This is a genomic window from Peribacillus sedimenti (assembly GCF_046237635.1).
Classification (GTDB): domain Bacteria; phylum Bacillota; class Bacilli; order Bacillales; family DSM-1321; genus Peribacillus; species Peribacillus sedimenti.
Map to the genome: position 1 here is coordinate 1,765,327 of NZ_CP143547.1, position 22,983 is coordinate 1,788,309.

The following is a 22,983-nucleotide window of genomic DNA, read 5'->3' on the forward strand; positions in this document are numbered from 1 at the left end:
AAGAATAGTCGTAAAAATTGCTCACTAAGTCAAGTGCAGGTCTTCAGCCCAAAAAAGCCGCCTTACTAGTGATATAGTAAAAGCGGCTTTCGGAAAATAAATTCTATTGAGTTGTTTATTCTAAAATTACACAGCTGTTAGTAATGCTGCATTAATTTCGGATCATATAATCAAATGCGCCCAAGGATGCGGTAGCGCCGGATCCCATGGAAATGATGATCTGCTTATATGCACTGTCTGTACAGTCGCCAGCAGCAAATACTCCAGGAATATTCGTAGCGCCATGCTTATCGACAATGATCTCACCGAAGCGAGTTCGTTCGATAGTATCACCCAGCCAGTCTGTATTTGGTACAAGACCGATTTGAACGAAGACACCCTCTAGCTCAATGTGATGAACTTCTTGTGTTTCGCGGTCCATGTAAGAAATACCGTTAACCTTATCAGTGCCGGTTATTTCTTTTGTTTGGACATTTTTTAAGACCGTTACGTTAGGCAGACTGTAAAGACGCTCCTGGAGCACACGATCAGCTTTCAGTTCTGGCATGAACTCAAGGACTGTTACATGTTTCACAATACCCGCAAGATCAATGGCCGCTTCAATCCCTGAATTACCGCCGCCGATCACGGCTACCTGTTTCCCTTCAAATAAAGGACCATCACAGTGAGGGCAATACGCAACACCTTTGTTCTTGAATTCTTCTTCACCAGGAACGCCGACGTTTCTCCAGCGTGCACCTGTTGAAAGGATGACTGTCTTGCTCTTTAGAACAGCACCGTTTTCTAGTTCCACTTCGATTAGGTCTTTCTTTTCCAGGCTCTTGGCACGCTGTAAATTCATGACGTCGATATCATACTCTTTCACATGCTCTTCAAGGCTTGCAGCAAGCTTAGGGCCTTCTGTATATTTCGTAGAGATAAAGTTTTCGATACCTAAAGTATCCATAATCTGGCCGCCAAAGCGCTCAGCGACAATGCCTGTGCGGATGCCTTTTCGTGCCGCATAGATAGCCGCACTTGCCCCTGCTGGACCGCCTCCGACAACAAGCACATCGAATGGATCTTTATCTGCAAACTCGGATGCGTCTGCAGTGCTTCCCATCTTTGCAAGGATTTCTTCAAGTGACATACGGCCGCTGCCGAATGCTTCCCCGTTCAGGAACACGGTCGGCACTGCCATGATGTCCTTGTGTTCTACTTCATCCTTGAAAGCCGCACCGTCAATCATGGTATGGGAAATACCAGGGTTGAGAACGCTCATTACGTTCAGTGCCTGTACCACATCAGGACAGTTATGGCAGCTAAGGCTGATGTAAGATTCAAAGTGGTATTCGCCTTTTAGGTTTTTTACCTGTTCAATGATTTTTTGATCGACCTTAGGTGCTCTTCCGCTGACTTGAAGCAACGCCAATACTAATGAAGTAAATTCGTGTCCAAGAGGAATACCGGCAAAAGTAACCCCTGTGTCTTCGCCGACACGATTCACACTGAAGCTTGGCGTTCTCTCTAATTGTGCTTTCTCTAACTTAATGCTGGAAGACATGCTCACTAATTCTTCGACTAACGCCAGCATGTCACGAGATACGTCATCGGATCCCGCGCTGACTTTTAACAGAACATCGCCTTCCATAAGCTGAAGATATTGGGCTAATTGTGCTTTTATATCTGCATCTAATACCATGGTTCGGGCTCCTTAAATCTTGCCTACAAGGTCAAGGCTTGGCTTTAATGTTTCAGAGCCTTCCTGCCATTTAGCCGGGCACACTTCACCTGGGTTGTTGCGAACATACTGTGCTGCCTTGATCTTGTTAACAAGTGTGCTTGCATCGCGTCCGATGCCATCTGCATTGATTTCAACAGTCTGGATGATGCCGTCTGGATCGATGATGAATGTAGCACGGCCAGCAAGACCAGTTTCTTCGTCAAGTACATTGAAATTGCGGGTGATTGTATGTGTAGGGTCACCAATCATTATGTACGTGATTTTGCCAATAGCGTCTGAGCTGTCATGCCATGCTTTGTGTGTGAAATGGGTGTCAGTAGAAACAGAGTATACTTCAACGCCAAGCTCTTTTAGAGTTGCGTATTGTTCTTGTAAATCTTCAAGCTCGGTCGGGCATACGAAAGTAAAGTCTGCTGGATAGAAGCAAACTACGCTCCACTTGCCTTTTAGGTTTTCATCGCTCACCTGGATAAACTCTCCATTATGGTAAGCAGATGCATTGAATGGTTTTACTTCAGTTCCAATTTGTAACATAGAAAAATTCCTCCTTAAATATGCGTTAGAATTATAAAAAGCATGTTGTTAACATGCTGGATTAAAAAGCTTAAATATAATAATTCTAATGAGATATATATTATTGTACAATAATCATTTTTGTCAACCATAATGATTATGTTGATTTATTCTTCTAAAAAAATAGTTCAAAATAACCGTTTCTTATACAGAAAAATGAATTTTAATTAAAAATTAATATTATGCTTGAAAAGTATAGGTAATAAATACTGAGATTTTCAGTAAACTGATGTTCATCTATAAAAGAATTCAGTGTATAATAGAAACAAATAGTGTGAAGGAGGCATCTAATTTAGACATTATGTACATCCATAACTTTTTAGCTAATTAATTTTATAGCAAAAAAGTGCTCTGCCTGTGCAGAGGTATGGGATCCGTATGTCTACATTAGATTAGCAATTTCAAACGTACATTATACTTTTTTAGAATGCCTTCGCTCGATCAGATGGCATGTTTCCATATCTCTTTGTATGTATGCACAGGCTACCCCTGTGCTTTTTTGCTTTCATTCGATTGCAAAAACGGGAGGTAATCCATATGCATGTGTTAAAGGCTGAAAATATTATACTCGAAATAGATGGAATGACTATAAGCCAGGGAGTCAATATAGAACTGCGGCCGGGTGAAAAGGCAGCTCTGATAGGCGATAACGGGTCGGGGAAGACGACTTTCCTCCACATTTTGCTCGGAAAACATCCTTATTCAAGCGGAAGTGTCAGCTTAGGCGTAAAAAAAGAAGAGGTTGGCTGGATGCTCGAGGAACCAAGGAGTCACGAAGCAACTGTTCGGTCGTTTGTTGAGCAGGGGAACGAAAATTTCTATTCGTTAAAATTAATGCTGGCCGAATGCGGCGGTCAGTGGGAACATGAGGGCGGAAATCCTGAATTCATTGAGAGGTATAACAGCCTGCTCCAGGAGTATTCAGACCGGGGAGGCTATGAATGGGAGCTGCGTGTAGAGCGGGTCATGAAGGAGATGAGAATAGACGAAAGTTTATGGGGCAACCGCTATTCAAGCTTAAGCGGAGGGCAGAAGACTCGATTGAGGCTGGCCCGCCTGCTGATTAATCAGCCAAAGCTCCTTGTGCTGGATGAGCCAACCAACCATTTGGATGTCGAGTCAGTCGAATGGCTGGCCAAGTGGTTGCAGGCATATAAGGGAACCGTGCTGTTTATATCCCATGAAAGGGAGTTCATTGATCAAGTGGCAACCGTCACATATGAATTGACAGACCAAGGGACTAAAAGATATTCCGGAGGCTATTCCCAATACAGGCGGATAAAGGAACAGGAGCAGAAGGCTGCCGCGGCATTATATCAAAAACAGCAGCGAGAAAAGAAGAAGCTTCTGGAAATCATCCAGGGATATAAACAGTGGTATCAAAAGGCCTCGAACGCGGCAAGCGTACGTAATCCTTTTGCGCAAAAACAGGCAGGCAGGCATGCTGTGCAGCTTAAGTCAAAGGAAAAGGCACTTGAAAAGTTGGAAAGCAGGCAAATCCAAAAGCCAAAGGAAGGTAAAGCAATAAACGCTTCCTTTGTAGGTGATGCATTTGAAAGTAAAACTATGATTATGTTGGAGAAGGTTTCTTTTTCCTATAATGAACAGCCCATATTTCATAATGTGAGTCTCCAGATTATACGAGGAGAAAGGATTGCAGTAACAGGTGTCAATGGTTCGGGAAAAACAACCCTATTAAAACTGCTAACCGGCCAGATTGCCCCCAATAGCGGAGAAGTTAAACAAAATCCCCAGACAAAGATTGGGTATTTTATGCAGGAACTTGAGAGCCTGAATCCGGCCAATTCCATTCTTGAAGAAATACTGTCTCTAAAAGATGTCACACAGGAAGAAGCCAGAACAATTCTTGCTTGCTTTTTGTTCAGACGGGATGAGGTATACAAACAAATCCAAGATTTGAGTATGGGGGAAAAATGCAGGGTTGCTTTCGTGAAGCTTTATTTTTCGGATGCAAACTTATTAGTACTGGATGAACCTACGAATTACTTGGATATCAGTGCCAGGGAACAGATTGAAACGGCTCTTCTTTCATATCATGGCTCGGTTGTGATTGTTTCACACGACCCGTTTATGCTGAGGAGGATTGCGACGAGGGTAATTGCATTGGAACGCGGCGTTCTGCATGACTTCCCGGGGAATTTTGAACAATGGGAGGGCTATGAACACAGGAACAATGAGCTGCAAAATCTTAAAAATACGCAGCTGATGCTGGAAGCGAGGCTGGAAAGTTTAGTAAACAGCGAGGGTCAAATCGAATTGAATGAACTTCTGAAAGTCAAGAGGCAAATCGATGAGATTAAGAAACAAACAGGAAATCCTTAAGTCATTAAGAAAGGATGCTGCATAAGCAGCATCCTGAATCAAGCTAATAGGAAAGTATGGTATATTTAGCTTCCTGCAGATAAAGAAATACTTTACCGAAGCGCCAAGCCTCAGGTCAGTTTTTTCTGCCATTGGAAGTAAGATTAAAGTTTTACAACGTTTTTAGCTTGAGGTCCGCGGTTGCCTTCTTCGATTTCGAATTCGACTTCTTGGCCTTCATCAAGAGTCTTGAACCCTTCTCCCTGGATAGCAGAGAAGTGAACGAACACATCGTTGCCGTCTGGAACTTCGATAAATCCAAAACCTTTTTCGCTGTTAAACCATTTTACTTTACCTGTTACTGTCATTCGATAAATCCTCCTAAAAATTAACCAAAAAATTAATGTGCGCATTTCATTCTTCGTCTTAGGCAAATCATCAAAATTCACACATTAGCAAGCCCCAAAGGAATTCAACAGGAAACCCTTGATGTTTGCTAATATATGAATTTATTGGTGACTGAAAAGTTCCAATTGTCTATATTATAGCTGGAAAAAGACGAGTTAACAAGAAAAGGAAGGACTTTTGCACTTTCTTCAATCCCTATATTTTCCGTTAAATTAATTTTTATACTTGGTGCGTTTATTATAAACAGGAATTATCTACACTATATTTACCCCGCGCTTTTCTCTTTCAAACCACAATTTATCAGGTTACGCATTATTTTTGATAAAAGTCTGCTTTAGCCTAAGTCCATGCTTTAACAACCGGTTTGCCGGGTATAGAATAGAAAACCATATGGAAGGGAATGATACAGCATGGCAAAATCAATAATGAAACGTTTATTAATCGCCGCACTTCCGATTGTGATTAACCAGGCAAAGGAATATATGAAAAAGAAGAAAGCAGTTAAGAACATGCAGAAGACCAATATGGCCAGATAATGAGTTATATAGAACACGGCTTCCGGAAATCACCGGGAGCCTTTTTTTATGGATATATGAATACTCAAAAGGTATACAAAAGAAACCAGTGATAATATGTTCACGGATTGTAGCAAGAAACGGTGCATTGTGATATATTTTTCTATGTGTATAAAAAAGTGGCTAAATAGCCGAAGTTCCGAAAAACGGCCGAAAAGGGCCGTTTCTATATTGACCAAACACTAAAATGCTATTCGGTAAAGTATTTCCAACTATTTAAACAATAAGGAAGGTATATATAAATGACTAAAGCATTACAAGAAGAGGTTCAGTCCCGGAGAACCTTCGCAATCATTTCCCACCCGGATGCCGGGAAAACAACCCTTACGGAAAAACTCCTGTTATTCGGGGGTGCCATTCGTGACGCGGGTACGGTAAAAGCAAGAAAAACAGGAAAGTACGCAACCAGTGACTGGATGGAAATCGAGAAGCAGCGTGGGATTTCCGTTACTTCATCAGTGATGCAATTTGATTACGATGGTTTCCGGGTCAATATCCTTGATACACCCGGACACCAGGATTTCAGTGAAGACACATACAGAACTTTGATGGCTGTGGACAGCGCCGTTATGATCGTCGACTCAGCAAAGGGTATAGAAGATCAAACCATCAAATTGTTCAAGGTATGCCGAATGAGAGGTATTCCGATCTTTACATTTATCAATAAGATGGATCGCCAGGGGAAGGCGCCTCTTGAGCTTCTTGCAGAGCTTGAAGAGGTCCTTGGTATAGAATCCTACCCGATGAACTGGCCGATTGGCATGGGGAAGGACTTTGTAGGAATCTATGACAGATTCAATAGTCGAATTGAGCAATTCAAGACGGAAGGTGAGGAAAGATTCCTTCCATTAAATGAAGATGGTGAACTGGCGGTTGACCATGAACTTCAGAATTCTTCCCTCTTCGAACAGACACTTGAGGAAATCATGCTTTTGTCTGAGGCAGGAAACGAGTTCTCAGAGGAAAGAATAGCAAAAGGTGAGCTGACTCCGGTATTCTTTGGAAGTGCCCTGACAACATTCGGAGTCCAGACGTTCCTTGACGCTTACTTGAAGTTTGCTCCAGAGCCCCAGCCGCGCGAGGCAACAAACGGCAAAGTGGAGCCAGTCAGCAATGATTTCTCTGGGTTCATCTTCAAAATCCAGGCAAACATGAATCCGAAGCACCGCGACCGCATTGCCTTCCTGCGTATTTGCTCAGGGAAATTTGAAAGAGGGATGACCGTGTTCTTAAGCCGGACAGGAAAGCCTATTAACCTGTCATCCTCTACACAATTTCTTGCGGATGACCGTAACACCGTCAATGAAGCTGTGAGCGGCGATATTATCGGTTTGTATGATACAGGAAATTATCAGATTGGCGACACAATCACAACAAGCAAAGACATGTATCAATTTGAACGTTTGCCGCAATTTACACCGGAGTTATTTGTCCGTGTTTCTGCGAAAAACGTCATGAAGCAAAAGCATTTCCATAAGGGAATCCACCAGCTTGTCCAGGAAGGTGCCATCCAGCTGTTCAAGACAGTGAGAATGGAAGAATATTTGCTTGGTGCCGTCGGCCAGCTGCAATTTGAAGTTTTCGAACATCGCATGAAAAACGAGTATAATGTGGATGTCGTCATGGAACGAATCGGCAGCAAAATCACACGCTGGGTGGAAGATGAGAAAGTGGATGAAAATCTTCACAGCTCACGCAGCATCCTTGTAAAAGACCGTTATGACAAATATGCGTTCCTCTTTGAAAATGAGTTCGCATTGCGCTGGTTCAACGATAAAAATCCTGATGTAAAACTGTATAATCCAATGGACTTGAGATAAATACGAAGCCCCGTACACGAAAAATGTGTCCGGGGCTTTTTAGCGCATATGGACATGCCAACATCGGCTTTGCCATGCCCTGCATGATGAGGGGGACGTCAGCGTTGCCGGACCCGCGGGATGTGGATCATCAGCATTGAAACAGGAGGTGACGGGTTCTGACCTTCCTCCAGCGGCCGAATTAGCCGATGAACCTTGATTTAGGGGATGTGCTGAGAGTTACAAGCTATGAACGACATTTCCACACAATACGTCGGGAAAGGGTTCTTCATACTTGCGACGAAACTGCACCAAGCTGCATTCCATTCAAATCGTTGAAGATTAAATTCTTCATACAGGGATGAAGCTGCCCATCCATACAATTCATTTAAGAAAAATCTTCATTCAGGTCATTAAGCTGCCTATTCATACAATTCGTTGAAGAAAGACCTTCATTGAGGTCATTAAGCTGCATATCCATACAATTCGTTGAAGAAAAACCTTCATTCAGGTCATTAAGCCGCACATCCATACAATTCGTTGAAGAAAGTCCTTCATTCAGGTCATTAAGCTGCATATCCATATAAATCATTGCAGATTGAATCTTCATACAGACGAAGCTGCATTTACATACAATCGTAGAAGAAAGGATCTTCATAGATGATGAAAGCCCGTTTCCACACGAAACGTTGAAGATTTGGTCTTCATTATGGCTATCTTGCAGTTCACATGAAGTATAGGACAGAGAGCTTCAGCTTGCTTATTAAGTCGCATTTTGTCTGTAAAAGTAGAAAAACAGGCTGAACTTTTAAAAATGTTATATAATGGAAAAGAGTCCTAAAGTTGTAAGACTTTTCTGCAAAAGATGTGACAAAGAGTGGGGAAAACATGAGCGTCTTAGTTTTTGTAATTGTTGTGGCCGTTTCATACCTTATGGGCTGTGTAAATGGCGCCTATTATTTGGCAAAGCATGTGGCTGGCAAGGATATCAGGCAATTTGGAAGCCAAAATGCCGGGGCAAGGAATGCCGGCAGGCTGCTTGGGAAATGGGGTTTCGCAGGTACTGTAATGATTGATGCAGGAAAGACGCTGCTTGCCCTTGAAATAACTAATAAGGTAAGCGGAGGTAACGGATACTGGCTAGTTTTTGCAGCCTTTCTGGTGCTGGTGGGCCATATCTGGCCGCTGCACTTAGAATTGAGGGGCGGTAAGGGCGTAGTTGTGTATCTGGCTGCTGCCTTATATTTTACTCCGCTTTCCATTCTGGTGACAGCTGCCATCCTGGCTGTTCTTTTTGCAGTCTTCAGGCGCTTTACCATACCGGGGCTGATCGCACTTGCTTCTATACCGGTAACAACCTTCATTGCCGGCCATCCGTGGATATACACTGCGGGATTGCTGTTCATGCTTGCTGCAGTGGTCTATGCTCACATCGCATATAATCCGGTTTGAAAAGGAGCTGATAACATGGTTTCTCAATCTTTAGTGTACAAAATAGCCGACCAAAACGATGAGATGGAGCAGATATATTCGCTAAACTATCGTACGTTTGTGGAAGAAATCCCGCAGCATCCAAGAAATGGAACATCTACTCTCGTTGACCGGTTTGACAGCGAGAATACATATATCATCGCCAAAAAGGCAGACGAAGTGGTAGGGATGATTGCAGTAAGGGGAACCCGTCCATTTTCTCTTGACCAAAAGATTCCGAACCTGGATGATTATCTGGCTGCTGATTCAAATCCATGTGAAATCCGTCTGCTCTCGGTAAAAGAGAAGTTTCGGAAGAGCTATGTTTTTTATAAATTAGTCGGTGTGCTTGTATCCTACTGCCTGAAACAGGGTTACAATATGGCGTTGATATCCGGGGTGGAGCAGCAGCTTTCACTTTATCGAAAAATTGGCTTCATAGAGTTTGGCACGATGCTTAGCAATGGCAACGCCAGATTCCAGCCCATGTATCTGTCAAGGGAGCAGTTTGCCCGGTATTCCATGGCGTTCAGCAGGCTGATGGAAAACAGTGCTGCCATTTCAGAGCCATTAAATTTCCTGCCGGGACCGGTAGCCATTTCTGAAACAGTCAAGAAGGCATTTCAAAACCGCCCGATCTCTCACAGGGATAAAGCATTCCTGGCAGAAATCCTTGAATTGCGCGAGAAGCTGTGCCAAATGGTTAACGCAAACCATGCAGAGATTGTGGCCGGTACGGGGACGCTTGGCAACGACATCGCAGCCGGCCAGTTAAATAAGCTTCCGGGCAAGGGGCTCATCCTTGTAAACGGAGAATTCGGAAATCGGCTGATAGATCATGCCAACCGGTTTCAGCTCGATTTTCTCGTACTGTCCAAGGAGTGGAATGCCCCGGTTTCTGTAGAAGAAATCGATGTGTTTTTAACAAATCATCCGGAGGTCAGCTGGGTCTGGACGGTCCATTGTGAGACATCGACCGGTTATCTTTACGATATCGACGGAATTCACCAGGTTTGCAAAAAGCATAATGCAGAGCTATGTGTGGATGCCTGCAGTGCCATTGGAGTTATTCCAGCCGACTATCGGGGTCTTTTTATGGCAGTGACGGTCAGCGGAAAGGGGCTTGGTTCATTTCCCGGCCTTGCAATCATTTATCATAGGGATGCTGTCCGCCCTGATACCACCCTTCCCAGATATCTGGACCTTGGGACATACGCATCGCATGGCAGTGTTCCCTTTACTCATTCATCGAACCTGGTCCAGGCTCTGCATCAAGCTGTCAAAATGGCGGCTGATGAGGCACGATGGAAAAAAAGCACTGCCATTAGAAAAAAGTTTGCCGCAGCGGGCATTCATATATTAGGGGATGATGCTTACTCGCCGGGGATCGTCACCATAGTCGCTCCCGAAGGAATCTCTTCTCGGGTACTGGGTGACAGCCTTAAGAAAAGCGGCTACCTCTTAAACTATGAAACCGAATATCTATTAAAGAGGAACTGGCTGCAGGCGGCCTTTATGGGCAGCCAAACTGAAGAGAATGTGGATAGACTGATTAAAAAGCTGAAGCTGGAGCTCGAAAAACTGATGCCTCTTGGAGCAGGATCCCTATGAAAAGTTTGCGTTCCTTATCCAAAACCAGACTCGCGGTTTACGCTGCGTTATGCTCACTGTGGCTGAAAACGGTAGCGGTCTCCTTTGCCGGCTTCAATTTGACGGTCCATTCCTGGATGGATATCCTGGTGATCCTTGCGAATCCGGCCGGATCCATTGTTCTGCTGCTGGGATTCAGCTTTTATTTCAGTAAAGAGTTGAACAGATTGGCTTTGTTCCTTATCCTCCTGTTGGGTACCGGACTGCTGTATGCGGACTTGCTCTATTACCGCTTTTATATTGACTTTGTTACGGTTTCAGTGTTGTTCCAGTTTCATAATGTAGGAGGGATCGGGCCAAGTACGTTTGAGCTGATAAAACGCTGGGATTGGCTGATGTTTGCCGATTTATTTATATTCGGCGCTCTGTTTTACAAATGGAGAAATATCAGAATGGTCATTCGCCCAAAGCGGAAAAAACAATACCTGACAGCGGGAATCGCCATGCTTGCAGCACTGGTTGCAATCAATGCAGTCCACTCCGCGAATTTGCTGAAGTCCCAGTTTAACCGGCATCAGCTTGTAAAAGCGGTCGGTCCGTATAATTACCATCTCTATGATATAGCAATGGGCTTAAGGCCTACGATTGACCGTGTGTTTGCGGATAAAAAAGACACTGTTGAGATAGAAAATTATGTTTCGCATAAAAAGGGGAAGGAATCGCCATATTTTGGTGCTGCCGAGGGAAAGAACCTGATCCTGATCAGCATGGAATCCATGCAGAATTTTGTGATGAATCGGGAATTGGACGGTCAGGAAATCACCCCTTTTTTAAATGGGCTGATTAAGGAGAGCTTCTATTTCAGCCAGATTTATGACCAGACCGCACAAGGGAAGACTTCTGATGCGGAATTTATGATAGATGCCGGCTTGTATCCTCTTTCTAGCGGATCGGTATTTGTGCGGAGGCCTGATAACACGTTTAACAGTCTTCCCAAAATTTTGGAGGCTCATGGGAATTACTATTCAGCCTCGTTCCATGGCAATGATCCCGAGTTCTGGAACCGGCAGAATATGTATCAGAGTTTAGGGTATGACCGTTTTTATTCAAAGCCGGATTATGAGGTGACCCCGGAGAACTCTATTAATTATGGAATTAAGGACATACCATTTTTTGAGCAGTCGATTAGCCATATAATGGATTTGCCACAGCCATTTTATGCAAAATTTATCACCTTGACCAACCATTTCCCTTTCCTTCTCAATGAAGAAGATCAGCTAATCCCGCAGGCCAATACGGAACAGGAAGTAGTGAACCGTTATGTCACAACGGTCAGATACCAGGATGAAGCAATCAAGAAATTCTTTTCATCGTTAAAGAAAAAAGGATTATATGAAAACAGCGTCTTTGTTCTGTACGGCGATCATTACGGCATTTCTGAAAAATATCAGGGAGCCTTGAATGAGCTGTTAGACAAAGACTCGGACCCTGTATCTGAGGCAGCATATAAGCAAGTGCCTGTCATTATCCATATCCCAGGACAGAAGGCAAGGGAGATTTCTTCCCCGGGAGGAGAGATTGACATCCGGGAAACCATTCTCCATCTGTTTGGCATCAAGACCAAAGGCAAGTCCCAGCTGGTTTCCTTTGGGCATGACCTATTCACAAGGGACAAGAGCCTGCCCGTCATTTTCAGGGATGGAGATTTTGTAACCGATTCCCTCTTGTACAAGGATGATGTCTGTTATGACAGAAAGGCGGGCATTGAGCGTCAAGATGGTGCCTGTGAGCGTCTGCAAACCAGGGTCAATGATGAATTGAATTTATCTGATGAAATTATATTTCGAGACCTGTTGAGGTTTTTAACAAAATAGCCTGGATGATATGGAGGGTGTCAATGACGGTAATCCAGTTACAGCCTCTTATGGCACATGATACAGAGATCGGTGATGTTGTGGAGCTGTATAAAATGATTTGGGGAGCGGAGTCTGGTTTTTGTGCCAGGCTCCAGAAACACTCAGGCTACCATGGCTTTATTGGCCACACTGCAAAAACCGCAGATGGGGAAATGGCAGGTTTTGTATATGGATATTGCTCCCTTCCGGGTATGTACTATCGAAAACTTATGGAAGCGGCATTAACATCTGATGAAATTGCTTACTGGCTGGATGATTGTTATGAGTTCGTGGAGCTTGGGGTCAGGCCGAAGCACCAAGGCAATGGAATAGGAACCATGTTGCATGATCGCCTGCTGCAGGAGGCCACTTGTAAGACCGCCATTCTCAGCACCCAATACAGCAATGTCCGGGCAAGGTGTCTGTACGAGCGTCTAGGTTGGGTCTGTATCAGCGAATCTTTTTTTCCGGCGTCTCCTGGTCCACGCTATATCCTAATGGGGAACCGGTTAAGGGAAGGATAGGTAGATTCGATTAATTTAATATCCGCAGTTTGGTATGTTTGGAACTTGGAGCTAAGTTAAAACTGCTTAAAAGGCAGGATGCAGACCTTATCCTGCCGAGCAATTTATTTTCGGATTGCAACCGGGATTTTTGCTTTCATTGTACTGTCGGGTTTTACTCTCATATTATGAGAACATTTAATATGGGTAATGTGCTGGATGTTCTATCAAAATTAACCGCTTCATGATATATTTGGAAAATAATACAACAGTGTAAAGGAGAATAGCTTTGCCGCACAAATGTCCAGCTTGTTCTGTCAACTTTGTATCTATCGAAAACGGATTTTTATACATATCGGGAGAAGGTCTTATATCATTCATACTGCGCCATTTTCCACTCACCATCCTTCACGAGGATGGGGCGTACATACCCTTTGGTTCAGAGCAGGAGTTAGAGAGCGTGATAGATAAGCTTGCTGCTTCCGAAGAAGCCAATCATGTTGAAGCCGCGCTGACCAAGATTATGAAGAAGCCCGTTCTTTTAACCTTATTTCCTGAACTCGCGGAGAGGATCAGAAACCAGGAGGCTGTCCACATTATCCAGACAACGGATTTCCAGGGATATTTCCAGCCTATCATCAATCTCCAAACCAATGAATTATATGCCTATGAATCTCTATTGCGCGACCCGCTTAACCGGATTTCACCCGGGAAGCTATTCCACACGGCACAGGCAACGGGAATGCATAGCATGCTGGATCAAAAAGCCCGCGAAACAGCGATCAGATCTAGAGTGGGGAAGGTCGAAGACGGAATCAAAAGCTTTATCAATTTCCTTCCGTCTACTATTTACAATCCGGAATATTGTCTGCAGCACACCTTTCAAATTGTAGAGAAGTATGATGTAAGTCCGGAGGATTTGGTGTTCGAAGTGGTGGAAACAGAAAAAATTAAAGATATCGAGCACTTGAAGAACATATTCAAAGTGTATAAAAGGGAAGGCATGAAGGTCGCGCTCGATGATTTTGGGGCGGGCTTCTCGACAATGGAGGTTTTGCTTGCTCTTACACCTGACTACGTCAAGGTCGACAGGGCAAGCATCATGTTCTGCGACCAGGATCTAGAGAAACAGCGATTCCTGAAAGAATTGGCAGCCGTTTCCCGCAGCCTGGGCATTGCAACTCTTGCTGAGGGAATTGAAAGGAAAGAAGAATTAGAGTTTTGCAGGGAATTGGGAATGGATCTCGCTCAGGGGTATTATATCGGCAAACCAGGCGAGGTGCCAAAGATACCGGCACTCTCAGGGATTTAAGAGTCAGCCATTTTAGGTGACTATAGAAAAAGGGACAGGCGGTAAACGCCTGTCCCCATTTTTTATTACAGATAATGTTTGGAAATGCCAATATCTTATGCCGAAATTTTCGATTCTTTTTTTTGTTTCTCCTCCAAAAGGTTCATCCGCATGATGACGTTTTGCATCACGCCCATGGATAGCATCAATAAGAGGAGGGATGAGCCTCCATAACTGATAAATGGGAGGGTGATTCCGGTAATAGGCAGCAGCCCGGTAACTCCGCCTATATTAATCACCACTTGTATTCCGATCATGGAGGAAATCCCAATCAGGAGCAGGCTGCCATAAGGGTCAGGGCATTTAGCTGAGAGCATGAATCCTCTAAGGACAATGAACCCTAATAATCCCAGGACAAATATTACACCAAAAATCCCCAGCTCTTCCGCAATGATGGCCATGATAAAGTCTGTATGTGATTCGGCAAGATAACCATATTTCTGGACGGAATCACCGAGCCCGACCCCGGTGACGCCGCCTGAGCCGATGGCAAGCAGCGAATTCGCAAGCTGATAGCCTGCGTCCTTTGCATTTTCTTCAGAGAATGGCTCTGCAAGGCCGGTGAACCTTGAAACCCGTTCTTTTGAAACAAGTTCTGATGCCTGGCCGGTCACTACTGCTCCAAGCGCTATAACTGCGAATGCGACAAGTAAAATGCCAATTAATTTACTCAGGCTCTTCAACGACATTCCTGAGGAGAGGATGATGGCACCGGAAATACCAAGGACCACCACCGCCGTTCCAACATCAGGCTGGAATACAATGAGTGCGGTGATAATCACCAGAAATACGATTGGCGGGATAACGGCTTTGTCGATATTATTGATGCGGTCCTGCCTCTTGCCGTAGATAGCTGAGAGATAGATAATCATAGCCAGTTTCGCAAATTCGGCAGGCTGAAGGTTCCTTGACCCTAGTTGGAACCAGCTGGTCGCATTTCCGGCAGTATGTCCAACAATTCCTAACAATCCCAATAATCCGGCGATCCCGAGCATCATCGTCATGAGGAACTTTTTATTTGCATAGGCCTTATACGGAAAAATCATGGTCATCAACATGGCGATAAAACCAATGATCATGGAGGTCCTTTGCTTTTGAAGGAAAAAATCCATCGATTGTCCGTAACGGGCCACTGCTGTAATCATACTTGAACTGTACACCATTACTAATCCAAATAGGCAGAGCAGCACAACAGCTATGAATATAGGATAATCGTAAGCTCTAATTATTCTTTTCAATTGTGCATCACCTCTGTATTGCATGTTTTCTATTACTCTATAGTACCGGAAAAATCGGCATTTGATAATAAAATATTACTTCTTTTTTTCGTAACAGTATTTTCATTCAGATGGCTGTGTTTACAAACAGATTTCCTGGCAAGAAAAACATCCTCGATTTTATTATCGGTTGTTCCATTCCGCTTAATAGCTGGTTTGCACAAATATTATTGAAATCATGACTGCCATTTTACACGTTCAAAAGCTGATTTTTTCTGTTTTGCGGATTTTATCGTTATATTAGGGGCCATGCCGAATTGTGTAAAAATTATTCGGAATTTTCAATAATATTTATTTACCATTTGAAATGGTTTCATTACAATCAGTAGGAATTTAAAACAGGAGGTAGACGGGGTGGAGCGTGAACATTTTGTAACCGGATTTCCCGGATTCATAAGCAGCCAGCTGACCAGGGAATTACTCAAAAGGGACCATCGCCTTAATAAGATCTTTTTACTGGTCCTGCCTTTTCAAAAACAAAAGGCTATGAGCGAAATTTCTGCCATTGAGAAAGTCATAAAGGGGGAGCGTGTTCAATTTGAAATCGTATCTGGAGATATTACGTTGGATGGCCTTGGCATTGAAAAGCAACTACAGGAGCAGGTTCGCCACCAGGTGACGTATGTGTTCCATCTGGCTGCGATTTACGACCTTGCCGTCGAGGAGCCAACTGCAAGGCATGTCAATGTGACCGTACTGAAAATATGAACAACTGGGTAAGGAAGCTGAAAAAGCTGGAGCGTTACGTGTATTTCAGTACAGCCTATGTCGCCGGCGAGAGGAAAGGGAAGCTTTATAAGCATGAACTCATTCAGCCGCCTGCATGTAAAAACCATTATGAAAGCACCAAGTTTGATGCGGAGGTCATGGTTGACAGTCTGAAGAATGACATTCAGGTAACGATTATCCGGCCGGGTATTGTTATCGGACACTCCGTCACAGGAGAAACGATCAAGTTTGATGGATCCTATTTTATCATCACATTATTTGGACAGACTGCGTTTTATGCCGGTTCACCCATATATGGGAAAAAAATCTCTCAGCCAGGTTAATATCGTCCCCGTTGATTATATTATTCAGGCAACAATCGTACCTGGCTTTGCTTGAGGACGGAGCCGGAAAAACATATCACCTGACAGATCCGCATGCGTTAACCGCTACCGAAATATATGAAATACTTGTTAATGAGCTATTTAAAAGAAAGCCAAGGGGGACGCTGCCATTGTCTCTCAGTAAGGCTTTGCTGTCACTAAAGCCGATCCGCTCCTATTTGGGAGTCGAAAAGGAGGCTCTTGATTATTTTACCTGGAGGGGCGTTTTCGACAGTTCCCAGGCGCACGAGGACCTTGCTGATTCCGGCATCCACTGTCCCTCGTTCAGGGAAACGGCACCTGCGATGATTGACTTTTACCTGAGGAATAAAAATGAAAAAGCCTATCACATTCAAATCAGATGAGGGTTCAGGGCTAGAATGAGGGAATGGTCTGTACTCGCTTTCGTAAAATCTGCCTATCCGTACAGGTAGAATTTCTTTAGTAAACAAAAATCCGCGGGTCATGTCATTTGATATTCCAATTGATCATGTTCATAATAAACAATACCCTGTTTCTTCCTAATTTACTGTAAACGGGTTCAACCATTTTATTATTTGGAGGTTTGTTGCCAATGGAAAAAAGACAATTGGGTATAAATGGTCCTGAGGTTTCTAAAATTGGCCTCGGGCTCATGGGAATGTCGGATCTCTATGGGGATGCAGATCGCAGTGAAAGCATTGCCACCATTCACGAAGCGATGGAAAAAGGCATTACCATCTTCGATACTGGCGATTTTTATGGCATGGGCCGGAATGAATTGCTTCTTAGAGAGGCTCTAAAGGGAAAAGACCGGGACAAGGCTTTCATTTCTGTCAAATTTGGTGCCATGCGTGGTCCGGACGGTTCATGGCTTGGATATGATGCCAGTCCAAATGCGGTTAAAAATTTTCTCGCCTATACGTTAAACAGGCTTGGGGTTGATTATATAGATTTGTACCAGCCGGCCCGTGTGGATTCTAACGTACCAATCGAGGAAACGGTTGGCGCTATTTCCGATATGGTCAAAGCAGGCTATGTACGTCATATCGGACTGTCCGAAGCAGGAGCGGAAACGATTCGCCGTGCCCACTCTGTCCATCCGATATCATGGCTGCAAATTGAATACTCCCTGTTTAGCAGGGGCATTGAAAAAGAAATATTGCCCACCCTCAGGGAATTGGGGATAGCTTTGAATCCGTATGGTGTATTATCGAGAGGCCTGCTGAGCGGCAAATGGTCGAGGGAACGAGAAATGAGCAACCGGGATTTTCGTAACTACTCACCAAGATTTCAGGGCGAGAATTTAAGTCATAACCTGGAGCTTGTTGAAGCTTTGCGCAGGGTGGCGGAGGAAAAAGGCACGAACGTTGCACAGCTGGCGATTGCCTGGGTTCTATCACGCGGAGAGGATGTCATCCCGTTAATTGGAGCGCGTAAACGCGAGCATCTTCAAGACGCTTTACATGCTATGGAATTGCATTTATCTGCAACTGATCTGGAACAAATTGAGGAAGCCGTCCCCGCCAAGGCTGTAGCCGGCCTGCGCTATGCAGAAAGTCAGTTTAAGGAACTCGACAGCGAGAAATAATGGTTCAGCACTGATTCGGTCCACCGGGATGGGGTCATTATAAGGGTGTATACAGTAATCATGTCATTTTTTAAAACAGATGCTTATCGGTATCTGTTTTTTTTGTAAGCAGTGTCCAAAACAATGGTTTCCGGGACACCTCGGGAACATTATTAAGGTTATATCGTGGGATTAAAGTCTTGCCTTGCTGAGAAGAATAGAAAGGTGCCAAATTCTTATCGAACGGAGATGACCGTATGGATAATAAAAGAAAAGAAACCATGCTTGAACGAACTGGAAGAAACGACGTACCAGGCGGCGATCCATTTGCAGGTGTACAGGATGCACGAAATACAAAAGAGGGGACAGGAAATATGATACACGAGAATAGCCTGTCAAATAAATCAGATAATGTAGAAGGCAGCGAGACTATGCATGACTGATAGGACAAACGCCAATCCTGGAGATGCAGCTGAATTTTTTTACATATGCAATTAAAAAAGACCCTAAAGACGGGTCTTTTTTCTCTGTAAGATAGCTATTTATGTGTACACAGCGGCAAACAATGTATGTTTTTCATCTAGGCATTCTGTTAACCTTGCCCGATTTTTCATTCTAAGTATTCTGTTAAATATCGTTTACATACTTTGAAATTGCCGGTAATATATTTAGTGATGCGAAATAACAATAAAGACTGGCGGATGAATTTATGTTAAAAAATAAAAATGTGTGGATCCTCATGGCAGGAGAGTTTACAGCAGGGCTTGGCATGTGGGTTGGAATAATAGGAAATTTGGAATTTCTTCAGAAGCTCGTTCCATCTGATTTTCATAAATCACTAATCCTGCTCGCCGGTTTGCTTGTTGGTGTTCTGGCAGGGCCGATGGCGGGAAAAATCATCGACAGGTCATCGAAGAAAGAAATCCTTATCTATTCTGGTTTGGTCAGAGTGTTTTCAATGTTCTTCATGTTCATTGCCATCTGGACCGAAAGCATAGCCTGGATGATTGCCTACATGGTAGGAATAGGGCTTGCAGCGGCTTTTTATTTCCCGGCAATCCAAGCTGTCATTCCGATGATCGCAAGAGGAGGAGAATTGCTTACACTGAATGGTGTCCATATGAATGTCGGCACAATTGCCCGCATCATAGGAACTGCTCTGGCAGGCATATTGCTTGTATATATCTCTCTGTTTAATCTATATCTCCTTACCTTAGTTTCGTACATCATCATTCTTATCTGCACATTTGCCCTTGATATACAAGAGGATGCAGTGCATGAAAAAACGGATAAGTCCGTCAGTAAAAATACAGGAGGCTTTAAGGAGATCATCCCGCTGCTAAAGAAGTCGCCGCAGGTGGTACTGGCGCTTTTCCTGCTATTGGTACCAACCCTCTTCATAGGAAGCTTTAATTTGATGGTACTTGAAATAAGTGAATTGCAGCAGGACCCGTCTGTAAAGAGCTGGCTATATACAGCAGAAGGATTGGCATTTATGCTTGGTGCTTTCTTAATTAAAAAAGTAACGGGGGAAAAGAACCCGGTAAAGATTATGCTGCTTTGTGCAGTGATCATATCATTTTCCCATCTATCCCTCTTTTTTGCGGACAGCAAGATTCTATCCATCCTATCGTTTGCCGTATTTGGCTTTTTTGCCGGTGTATTTTTCCCGGTTGCGGCTACTTTGTTCCAGACCGCTGTGGCAAAGGAATACCACGGCAGATTCTTTTCCTTCAGGGGAATGGTCGACCGGATTTTGTTTCAGTTGATTCTGGTTGGGACCGGCTTTTTCCTCGATACCATCGGGTTCAAGAATATGGTCCTCTGCTTTGGAGGAATGTCGCTGATCCTGGTAATTTTCTTTTTCTTAAGACAAACCAAGCCGCGGGAAAAAGTACAGCTGAAATCAGCCTCTTAAATGACCGGATAAATCCGGTCTTTTTTTTGTGAAGATTCAAAACCGAATTTTTTGGAATTGCAGTGGAATTTGTTAAAAATAATTTCTTGCCACCCCCTAAAATATGCCTGTCCTGGCCGAATGTATTTTAATGATGCCAGGCTAGAAAAAACAATATTGTATTGAGGAAAACAGGACTTTTGTACCTGTTCATTACTGCCGCCCCATTAAAAAATAAGATTGTCGCATTATGTTATAATGTGGCATAGAAATGGGGTGAGCAGATGCTAAGTGTAATTTTTTCGGCGTTTAAGAAAAAACGTTCTTTGGAAGAGACAGTTATAAAAATTCAGAACGGCGATCTGCTTCTCCGAAATGAATTGATTGAAAACTTCAAGCCGTTCATTGCAAAAGCAGTTTCATCGGTTTGCCGAAGATATATAAATGAGTCAGATGATGAGTTCAGCATCGGGCTGATTGCATTTAATGAAGCGATAGATAAGTTTACATCGGATAAGGGCCATTCCCTTCTTTCCTTCGCGGAGACCTTGATCAAGCGGAAGGTAATAGACTACATACGCAGCCAGAGCCGACGCCAGGACGTCATTGTAGACATGCACTCTGCAAATGAGGGGGACAAGCTGGAAGCCTATCTGGAAACCGAAAAGTCGCTCCAGGAATATGAAAAAACGAAGGAAGCGGAAAGACGGAAAGAGGAAATCCTGCACTATCAAATGCTGCTGAAGGAATTCGATGTTTCCTTTTCGGACCTGGCAGAACATTCTCCTAAACATGCCGATGCCAGGAAAGGCGCCATAGCCATTGCAAAAATTATTGTGGAGGATCAAGAGCTGAATGAGATCCTCTTCACAAAAAAACGGCTTCCCATCAAGCAGCTGGAAGAACGGGTCAAAGTAAGCAGAAAGACAATCGAACGCAACAGAAAGTATATCATTGCTGTTTCGATCATCTTAAACGGCGGGTTTTTATATTTAAACGAATATATAAAAGGGGCAATTGATGAATGAAAAAGGGAGTAGTTTTAGAGGTCGATAATCATTTTATAACCCTCTTGACCCCAGAAGGTGAATTTTTAAAAATGATGATAAATGAAGGACGCTATGAAATCGGCGACGAAATCGACTTCATTCCAAACTTGAAAAAGAAAAGACGAAGAATACCTGCTTACTTTCATTTTTCCTGGCCGAAAACTGCAATAGCCGGTGCGGCTGCGATACTGATTCTGTCATCCGCATTGCTTCCGGGGGTATTTTCCGACAAAGTTTCTGCATATATGACAGTTGATCTTAACCCAAGTGTCGAAGTAGCCCTAAATAAAGATCTGAAAGCGGTAGAAATAAAGGGCCTTAACAAGGATGGCAAACGCCTGATAGAGAACATTCCCGGCTGGAAGAATAAAGATATCCGCTACGTAACGGGACAGATTATTGAACAGAGCAAAGAACTAGGATACCTGAAAAAGAGTAAACAAGAAATTTTGTTCAGTACCACAGTGGTGGAAAATGAAAAAAATCTCCACAAGGAATTGAAAAATTCAATTAAAGCCGTTTCTGTAAAGCAGCCAATAAAGGCTTCCAGCATCACCATCCTGGAAGCAACCGAGAAGGAACGCAAGAACGCGATCAAAGAGGGGATGTCTACGGGAAGATACGTTCAGCAGCAGGATGAAGCCAGGTCTGATGCGCCAGTAAAAAAACATAAAACGGAACCAGCGGCTCCCGGTCCCATGACAGAGGAAAAGTCCCTCACATCTGCAAAAAGTGCAAAATGGCAGCAGGCTATTCAGCAACAAAAAAACAAGATCCAGGAAAAACCAGGTAAACCCGTTGTAGATAAGAGCAATGAAGCCGCTGCTGCAGTAAAACAAAAGACCATTGCCAAACTGGCCAACAATCAGCCAAAACATGAAGCAACGAACAACAAAAAGCGACAGCCAAACCGAAAGCATACAGATACCAAAAGACCGGAGCAGAAAAAAACAGCTAAGCCAAAGCCAGAGCCATCACCATCACAATTCCATAAAGATAAGCAAAAAAAGGCTGCACCACCAAAAAAGCATAGCACTAATTCAATAAAAAAACCTGTCGAAAAAATAAAGGATAAGGTTGAAAGAAAACAGTATGAGAAGGCCCGAATAGAAAGAAAAAAGCAAAGAATAAAACAAGAGAGAACAACCGGGACAGGTAAAAAGAAGCTGGAAGATAGTTTGGGAAAAACAAGCAATCATGTACCCATAAAGTAAAAAATATGATTCCGTTGAATGACTACTAGGAAAGCTGCACTCTTTGGCAGCTTTCCATTTTTAAGGCTTCTGATAGCCCCGTATTAACAATCGGCTGCCATATATTTAATTATTTATTTAGGTTGCTTAGTTCAGATTGTGCCTGGGCGATGAGACGTTTAGTGATTTCTCCTCCGACTGACCCATTTGCCCGTGAGACCGTTTCAGCCCCTAATTGAACACCGAATTCCTGTGCAATTTCATATTTGAACGTTTCTAAAGCCTGTTCAACTCCAGGTACCAAAAGGCTGTTTCTGTTTGCCATATCCAATCTCCCCTTTTCTCTAGCTTACAGCGGAGGAAGCAGTAGATCGCTTGTCATCGCTGTGTTAATAGTATGTGCAAAATATCAGCTTCAAATTGTATTTTATTTTGGATATTTGTCGGTAAAATATTCTTCTGTGATTGTATTTTCCATGATGCATGATTATTTTGTCCACGCGGAATGATAGCCATAACGAAGAAGATTATGTCATATATGGTCTCGTGTGCAATCGTGTCTCTGTGCTGAAAGGGTAATGACTGACAGATCCATCTATCATTCAACTTTTGGTCCACTTTTCGTATCGAAATGAACTTGTATGGGTCGCAACAGCACACGCATTAATGTTAGTGATTTTACCCATTTCATCCTGGATAGTCGATAAATTTGTATGAA

Annotated in this window: 20 protein-coding genes and 1 pseudogene; 15 read left to right on the top strand and 6 right to left on the bottom strand. The window is 43.4% G+C overall.

The genetic code is table 11. The annotated features are described in order from the left end of the window. Positions 1-151: 151 nt before the first annotated feature. A complete protein-coding gene (ahpF, locus tag V1500_RS08700) occupies positions 152-1,681 on the bottom strand; it encodes an alkyl hydroperoxide reductase subunit F (RefSeq protein WP_409305169.1) in 1,530 nt (509 codons plus the stop codon). Positions 1,682-1,693: 12 nt separating this feature from the next. After that, a complete protein-coding gene (gene ahpC / locus V1500_RS08705) occupies positions 1,694-2,257 on the bottom strand; it encodes an alkyl hydroperoxide reductase subunit C (protein WP_409305170.1) in 564 nt (187 codons plus the stop codon). Between the two features lie 576 nt (positions 2,258-2,833). Between ahpC and abc-f the strand changes: the two genes are divergently transcribed. Beyond that, positions 2,834-4,639: a ribosomal protection-like ABC-F family protein gene (gene abc-f, locus V1500_RS08710; protein WP_409305171.1), complete on the top strand. Its 1,806-nt coding sequence runs from the start codon at positions 2,834-2,836 to the stop codon at positions 4,637-4,639. 143 nt (positions 4,640-4,782) lie between these two features. Here the strand turns inward: abc-f and V1500_RS08715 are convergent, their stop codons facing one another. Next, complete coding sequence (locus tag V1500_RS08715) at positions 4,783-4,986, bottom strand: cold-shock protein (RefSeq protein ID WP_117325210.1); 204 nt, start codon at positions 4,984-4,986, stop codon at positions 4,783-4,785. Between the two features lie 450 nt (positions 4,987-5,436). Here V1500_RS08715 and V1500_RS08720 point away from each other — a divergent pair, with 450 nt between their 5' ends. Both V1500_RS08720 and V1500_RS08725 read left to right on the top strand, forming a co-directional pair. Beyond that, positions 5,437-5,562: a hypothetical protein gene (locus tag V1500_RS08720; protein WP_409305172.1), complete on the top strand. Its 126-nt coding sequence runs from the start codon at positions 5,437-5,439 to the stop codon at positions 5,560-5,562. Positions 5,563-5,843: 281 nt separating this feature from the next. Next, on the top strand, positions 5,844-7,421 hold the full coding sequence (locus V1500_RS08725; RefSeq protein WP_409305173.1) for a peptide chain release factor 3: 1,578 nt from the start codon (positions 5,844-5,846) through the stop codon (positions 7,419-7,421). Positions 7,422-7,788: 367 nt separating this feature from the next. On the opposite strand, the gene V1500_RS08730 is transcribed toward V1500_RS08725, so the two are convergent. After that, positions 7,789-8,010 (bottom strand): hypothetical protein, encoded by a 222-nt coding sequence (locus tag V1500_RS08730; protein ID WP_409305174.1) that lies wholly within the window; start codon positions 8,008-8,010, stop codon positions 7,789-7,791. Between the two features lie 278 nt (positions 8,011-8,288). Between V1500_RS08730 and V1500_RS08735 the strand changes: the two genes are divergently transcribed. The 5 genes from V1500_RS08735 (at position 8,289) to V1500_RS08755 (ending at position 14,170) form a co-directional block, all read left to right on the top strand. Beyond that, positions 8,289-8,852, top strand: a complete 564-nt coding sequence (locus V1500_RS08735; RefSeq protein WP_409305175.1) for a glycerol-3-phosphate acyltransferase — start codon at positions 8,289-8,291, stop codon at positions 8,850-8,852. A gap of 15 nt (positions 8,853-8,867) precedes the next feature. Beyond that, positions 8,868-10,481: an aminotransferase class V-fold PLP-dependent enzyme gene (locus V1500_RS08740; protein WP_409305176.1), complete on the top strand. Its 1,614-nt coding sequence runs from the start codon at positions 8,868-8,870 to the stop codon at positions 10,479-10,481. Next, on the top strand, positions 10,478-12,334 hold the full coding sequence (locus tag V1500_RS08745; RefSeq protein ID WP_409305177.1) for an LTA synthase family protein: 1,857 nt from the start codon (positions 10,478-10,480) through the stop codon (positions 12,332-12,334). Before V1500_RS08740 ends, V1500_RS08745 begins: the two co-directional genes overlap by 4 nt. Positions 12,335-12,357: 23 nt before the next feature. Beyond that, positions 12,358-12,879, top strand: a complete 522-nt coding sequence (locus V1500_RS08750; RefSeq protein ID WP_409305178.1) for a GNAT family N-acetyltransferase — start codon at positions 12,358-12,360, stop codon at positions 12,877-12,879. A 268-nt stretch (positions 12,880-13,147) separates the two neighbouring features. Next, complete coding sequence (locus tag V1500_RS08755; protein ID WP_409305179.1) at positions 13,148-14,170, top strand: EAL domain-containing protein; 1,023 nt, start codon at positions 13,148-13,150, stop codon at positions 14,168-14,170. Positions 14,171-14,265: 95 nt separating this feature from the next. Here V1500_RS08755 and V1500_RS08760 read toward each other — a convergent pair whose 3' ends face one another. After that, on the bottom strand, positions 14,266-15,471 hold the full coding sequence (locus V1500_RS08760) for an FtsW/RodA/SpoVE family cell cycle protein (RefSeq protein ID WP_409305180.1): 1,206 nt from the start codon (positions 15,469-15,471) through the stop codon (positions 14,266-14,268). Between the two features lie 369 nt (positions 15,472-15,840). Between V1500_RS08760 and V1500_RS08765 the strand changes: the two are divergent. The 7 genes and pseudogenes from V1500_RS08765 to V1500_RS08795 all read left to right on the top strand — a co-directional run bounded on the left by V1500_RS08765 (position 15,841) and on the right by V1500_RS08795 (position 22,286). Further along, positions 15,841-16,538, top strand: a pseudogene (locus V1500_RS08765) (SDR family oxidoreductase). 170 nt (positions 16,539-16,708) lie between these two features. Then, positions 16,709-16,942, top strand: coding sequence for a hypothetical protein (locus tag V1500_RS08770; protein WP_409305181.1), 234 nt, complete (start codon positions 16,709-16,711; stop codon positions 16,940-16,942). A gap of 209 nt (positions 16,943-17,151) precedes the next feature. Further along, positions 17,152-18,147 carry an aldo/keto reductase gene (locus V1500_RS08775; protein WP_409305182.1) on the top strand — a complete coding sequence of 332 codons (996 nt, stop codon included), beginning with the start codon at positions 17,152-17,154 and terminating at the stop codon, positions 18,145-18,147. Between the two features lie 236 nt (positions 18,148-18,383). Further along, positions 18,384-18,569, top strand: coding sequence for a hypothetical protein (locus V1500_RS08780; RefSeq protein ID WP_409305183.1), 186 nt, complete (start codon positions 18,384-18,386; stop codon positions 18,567-18,569). A 266-nt stretch (positions 18,570-18,835) separates the two neighbouring features. Beyond that, positions 18,836-20,044 carry an MFS transporter gene (locus V1500_RS08785; protein ID WP_409305184.1) on the top strand — a complete coding sequence of 403 codons (1,209 nt, stop codon included), beginning with the start codon at positions 18,836-18,838 and terminating at the stop codon, positions 20,042-20,044. 263 nt (positions 20,045-20,307) lie between these two features. After that, complete coding sequence (sigI, locus tag V1500_RS08790; RefSeq protein ID WP_409305185.1) at positions 20,308-21,051, top strand: RNA polymerase sigma factor SigI; 744 nt, start codon at positions 20,308-20,310, stop codon at positions 21,049-21,051. Continuing rightward, on the top strand, positions 21,048-22,286 hold the full coding sequence (locus V1500_RS08795; protein WP_409305186.1) for an anti-sigma factor domain-containing protein: 1,239 nt from the start codon (positions 21,048-21,050) through the stop codon (positions 22,284-22,286). Before sigI ends, V1500_RS08795 begins: the two co-directional genes overlap by 4 nt. A 109-nt stretch (positions 22,287-22,395) precedes the next feature. Here the strand turns inward: V1500_RS08795 and V1500_RS08800 are convergent, their stop codons facing one another. Then, positions 22,396-22,590, bottom strand: coding sequence for a small, acid-soluble spore protein, alpha/beta type (locus tag V1500_RS08800; RefSeq protein ID WP_409305187.1), 195 nt, complete (start codon positions 22,588-22,590; stop codon positions 22,396-22,398). Between the last annotated feature and the right edge of the window lie 393 nt (positions 22,591-22,983).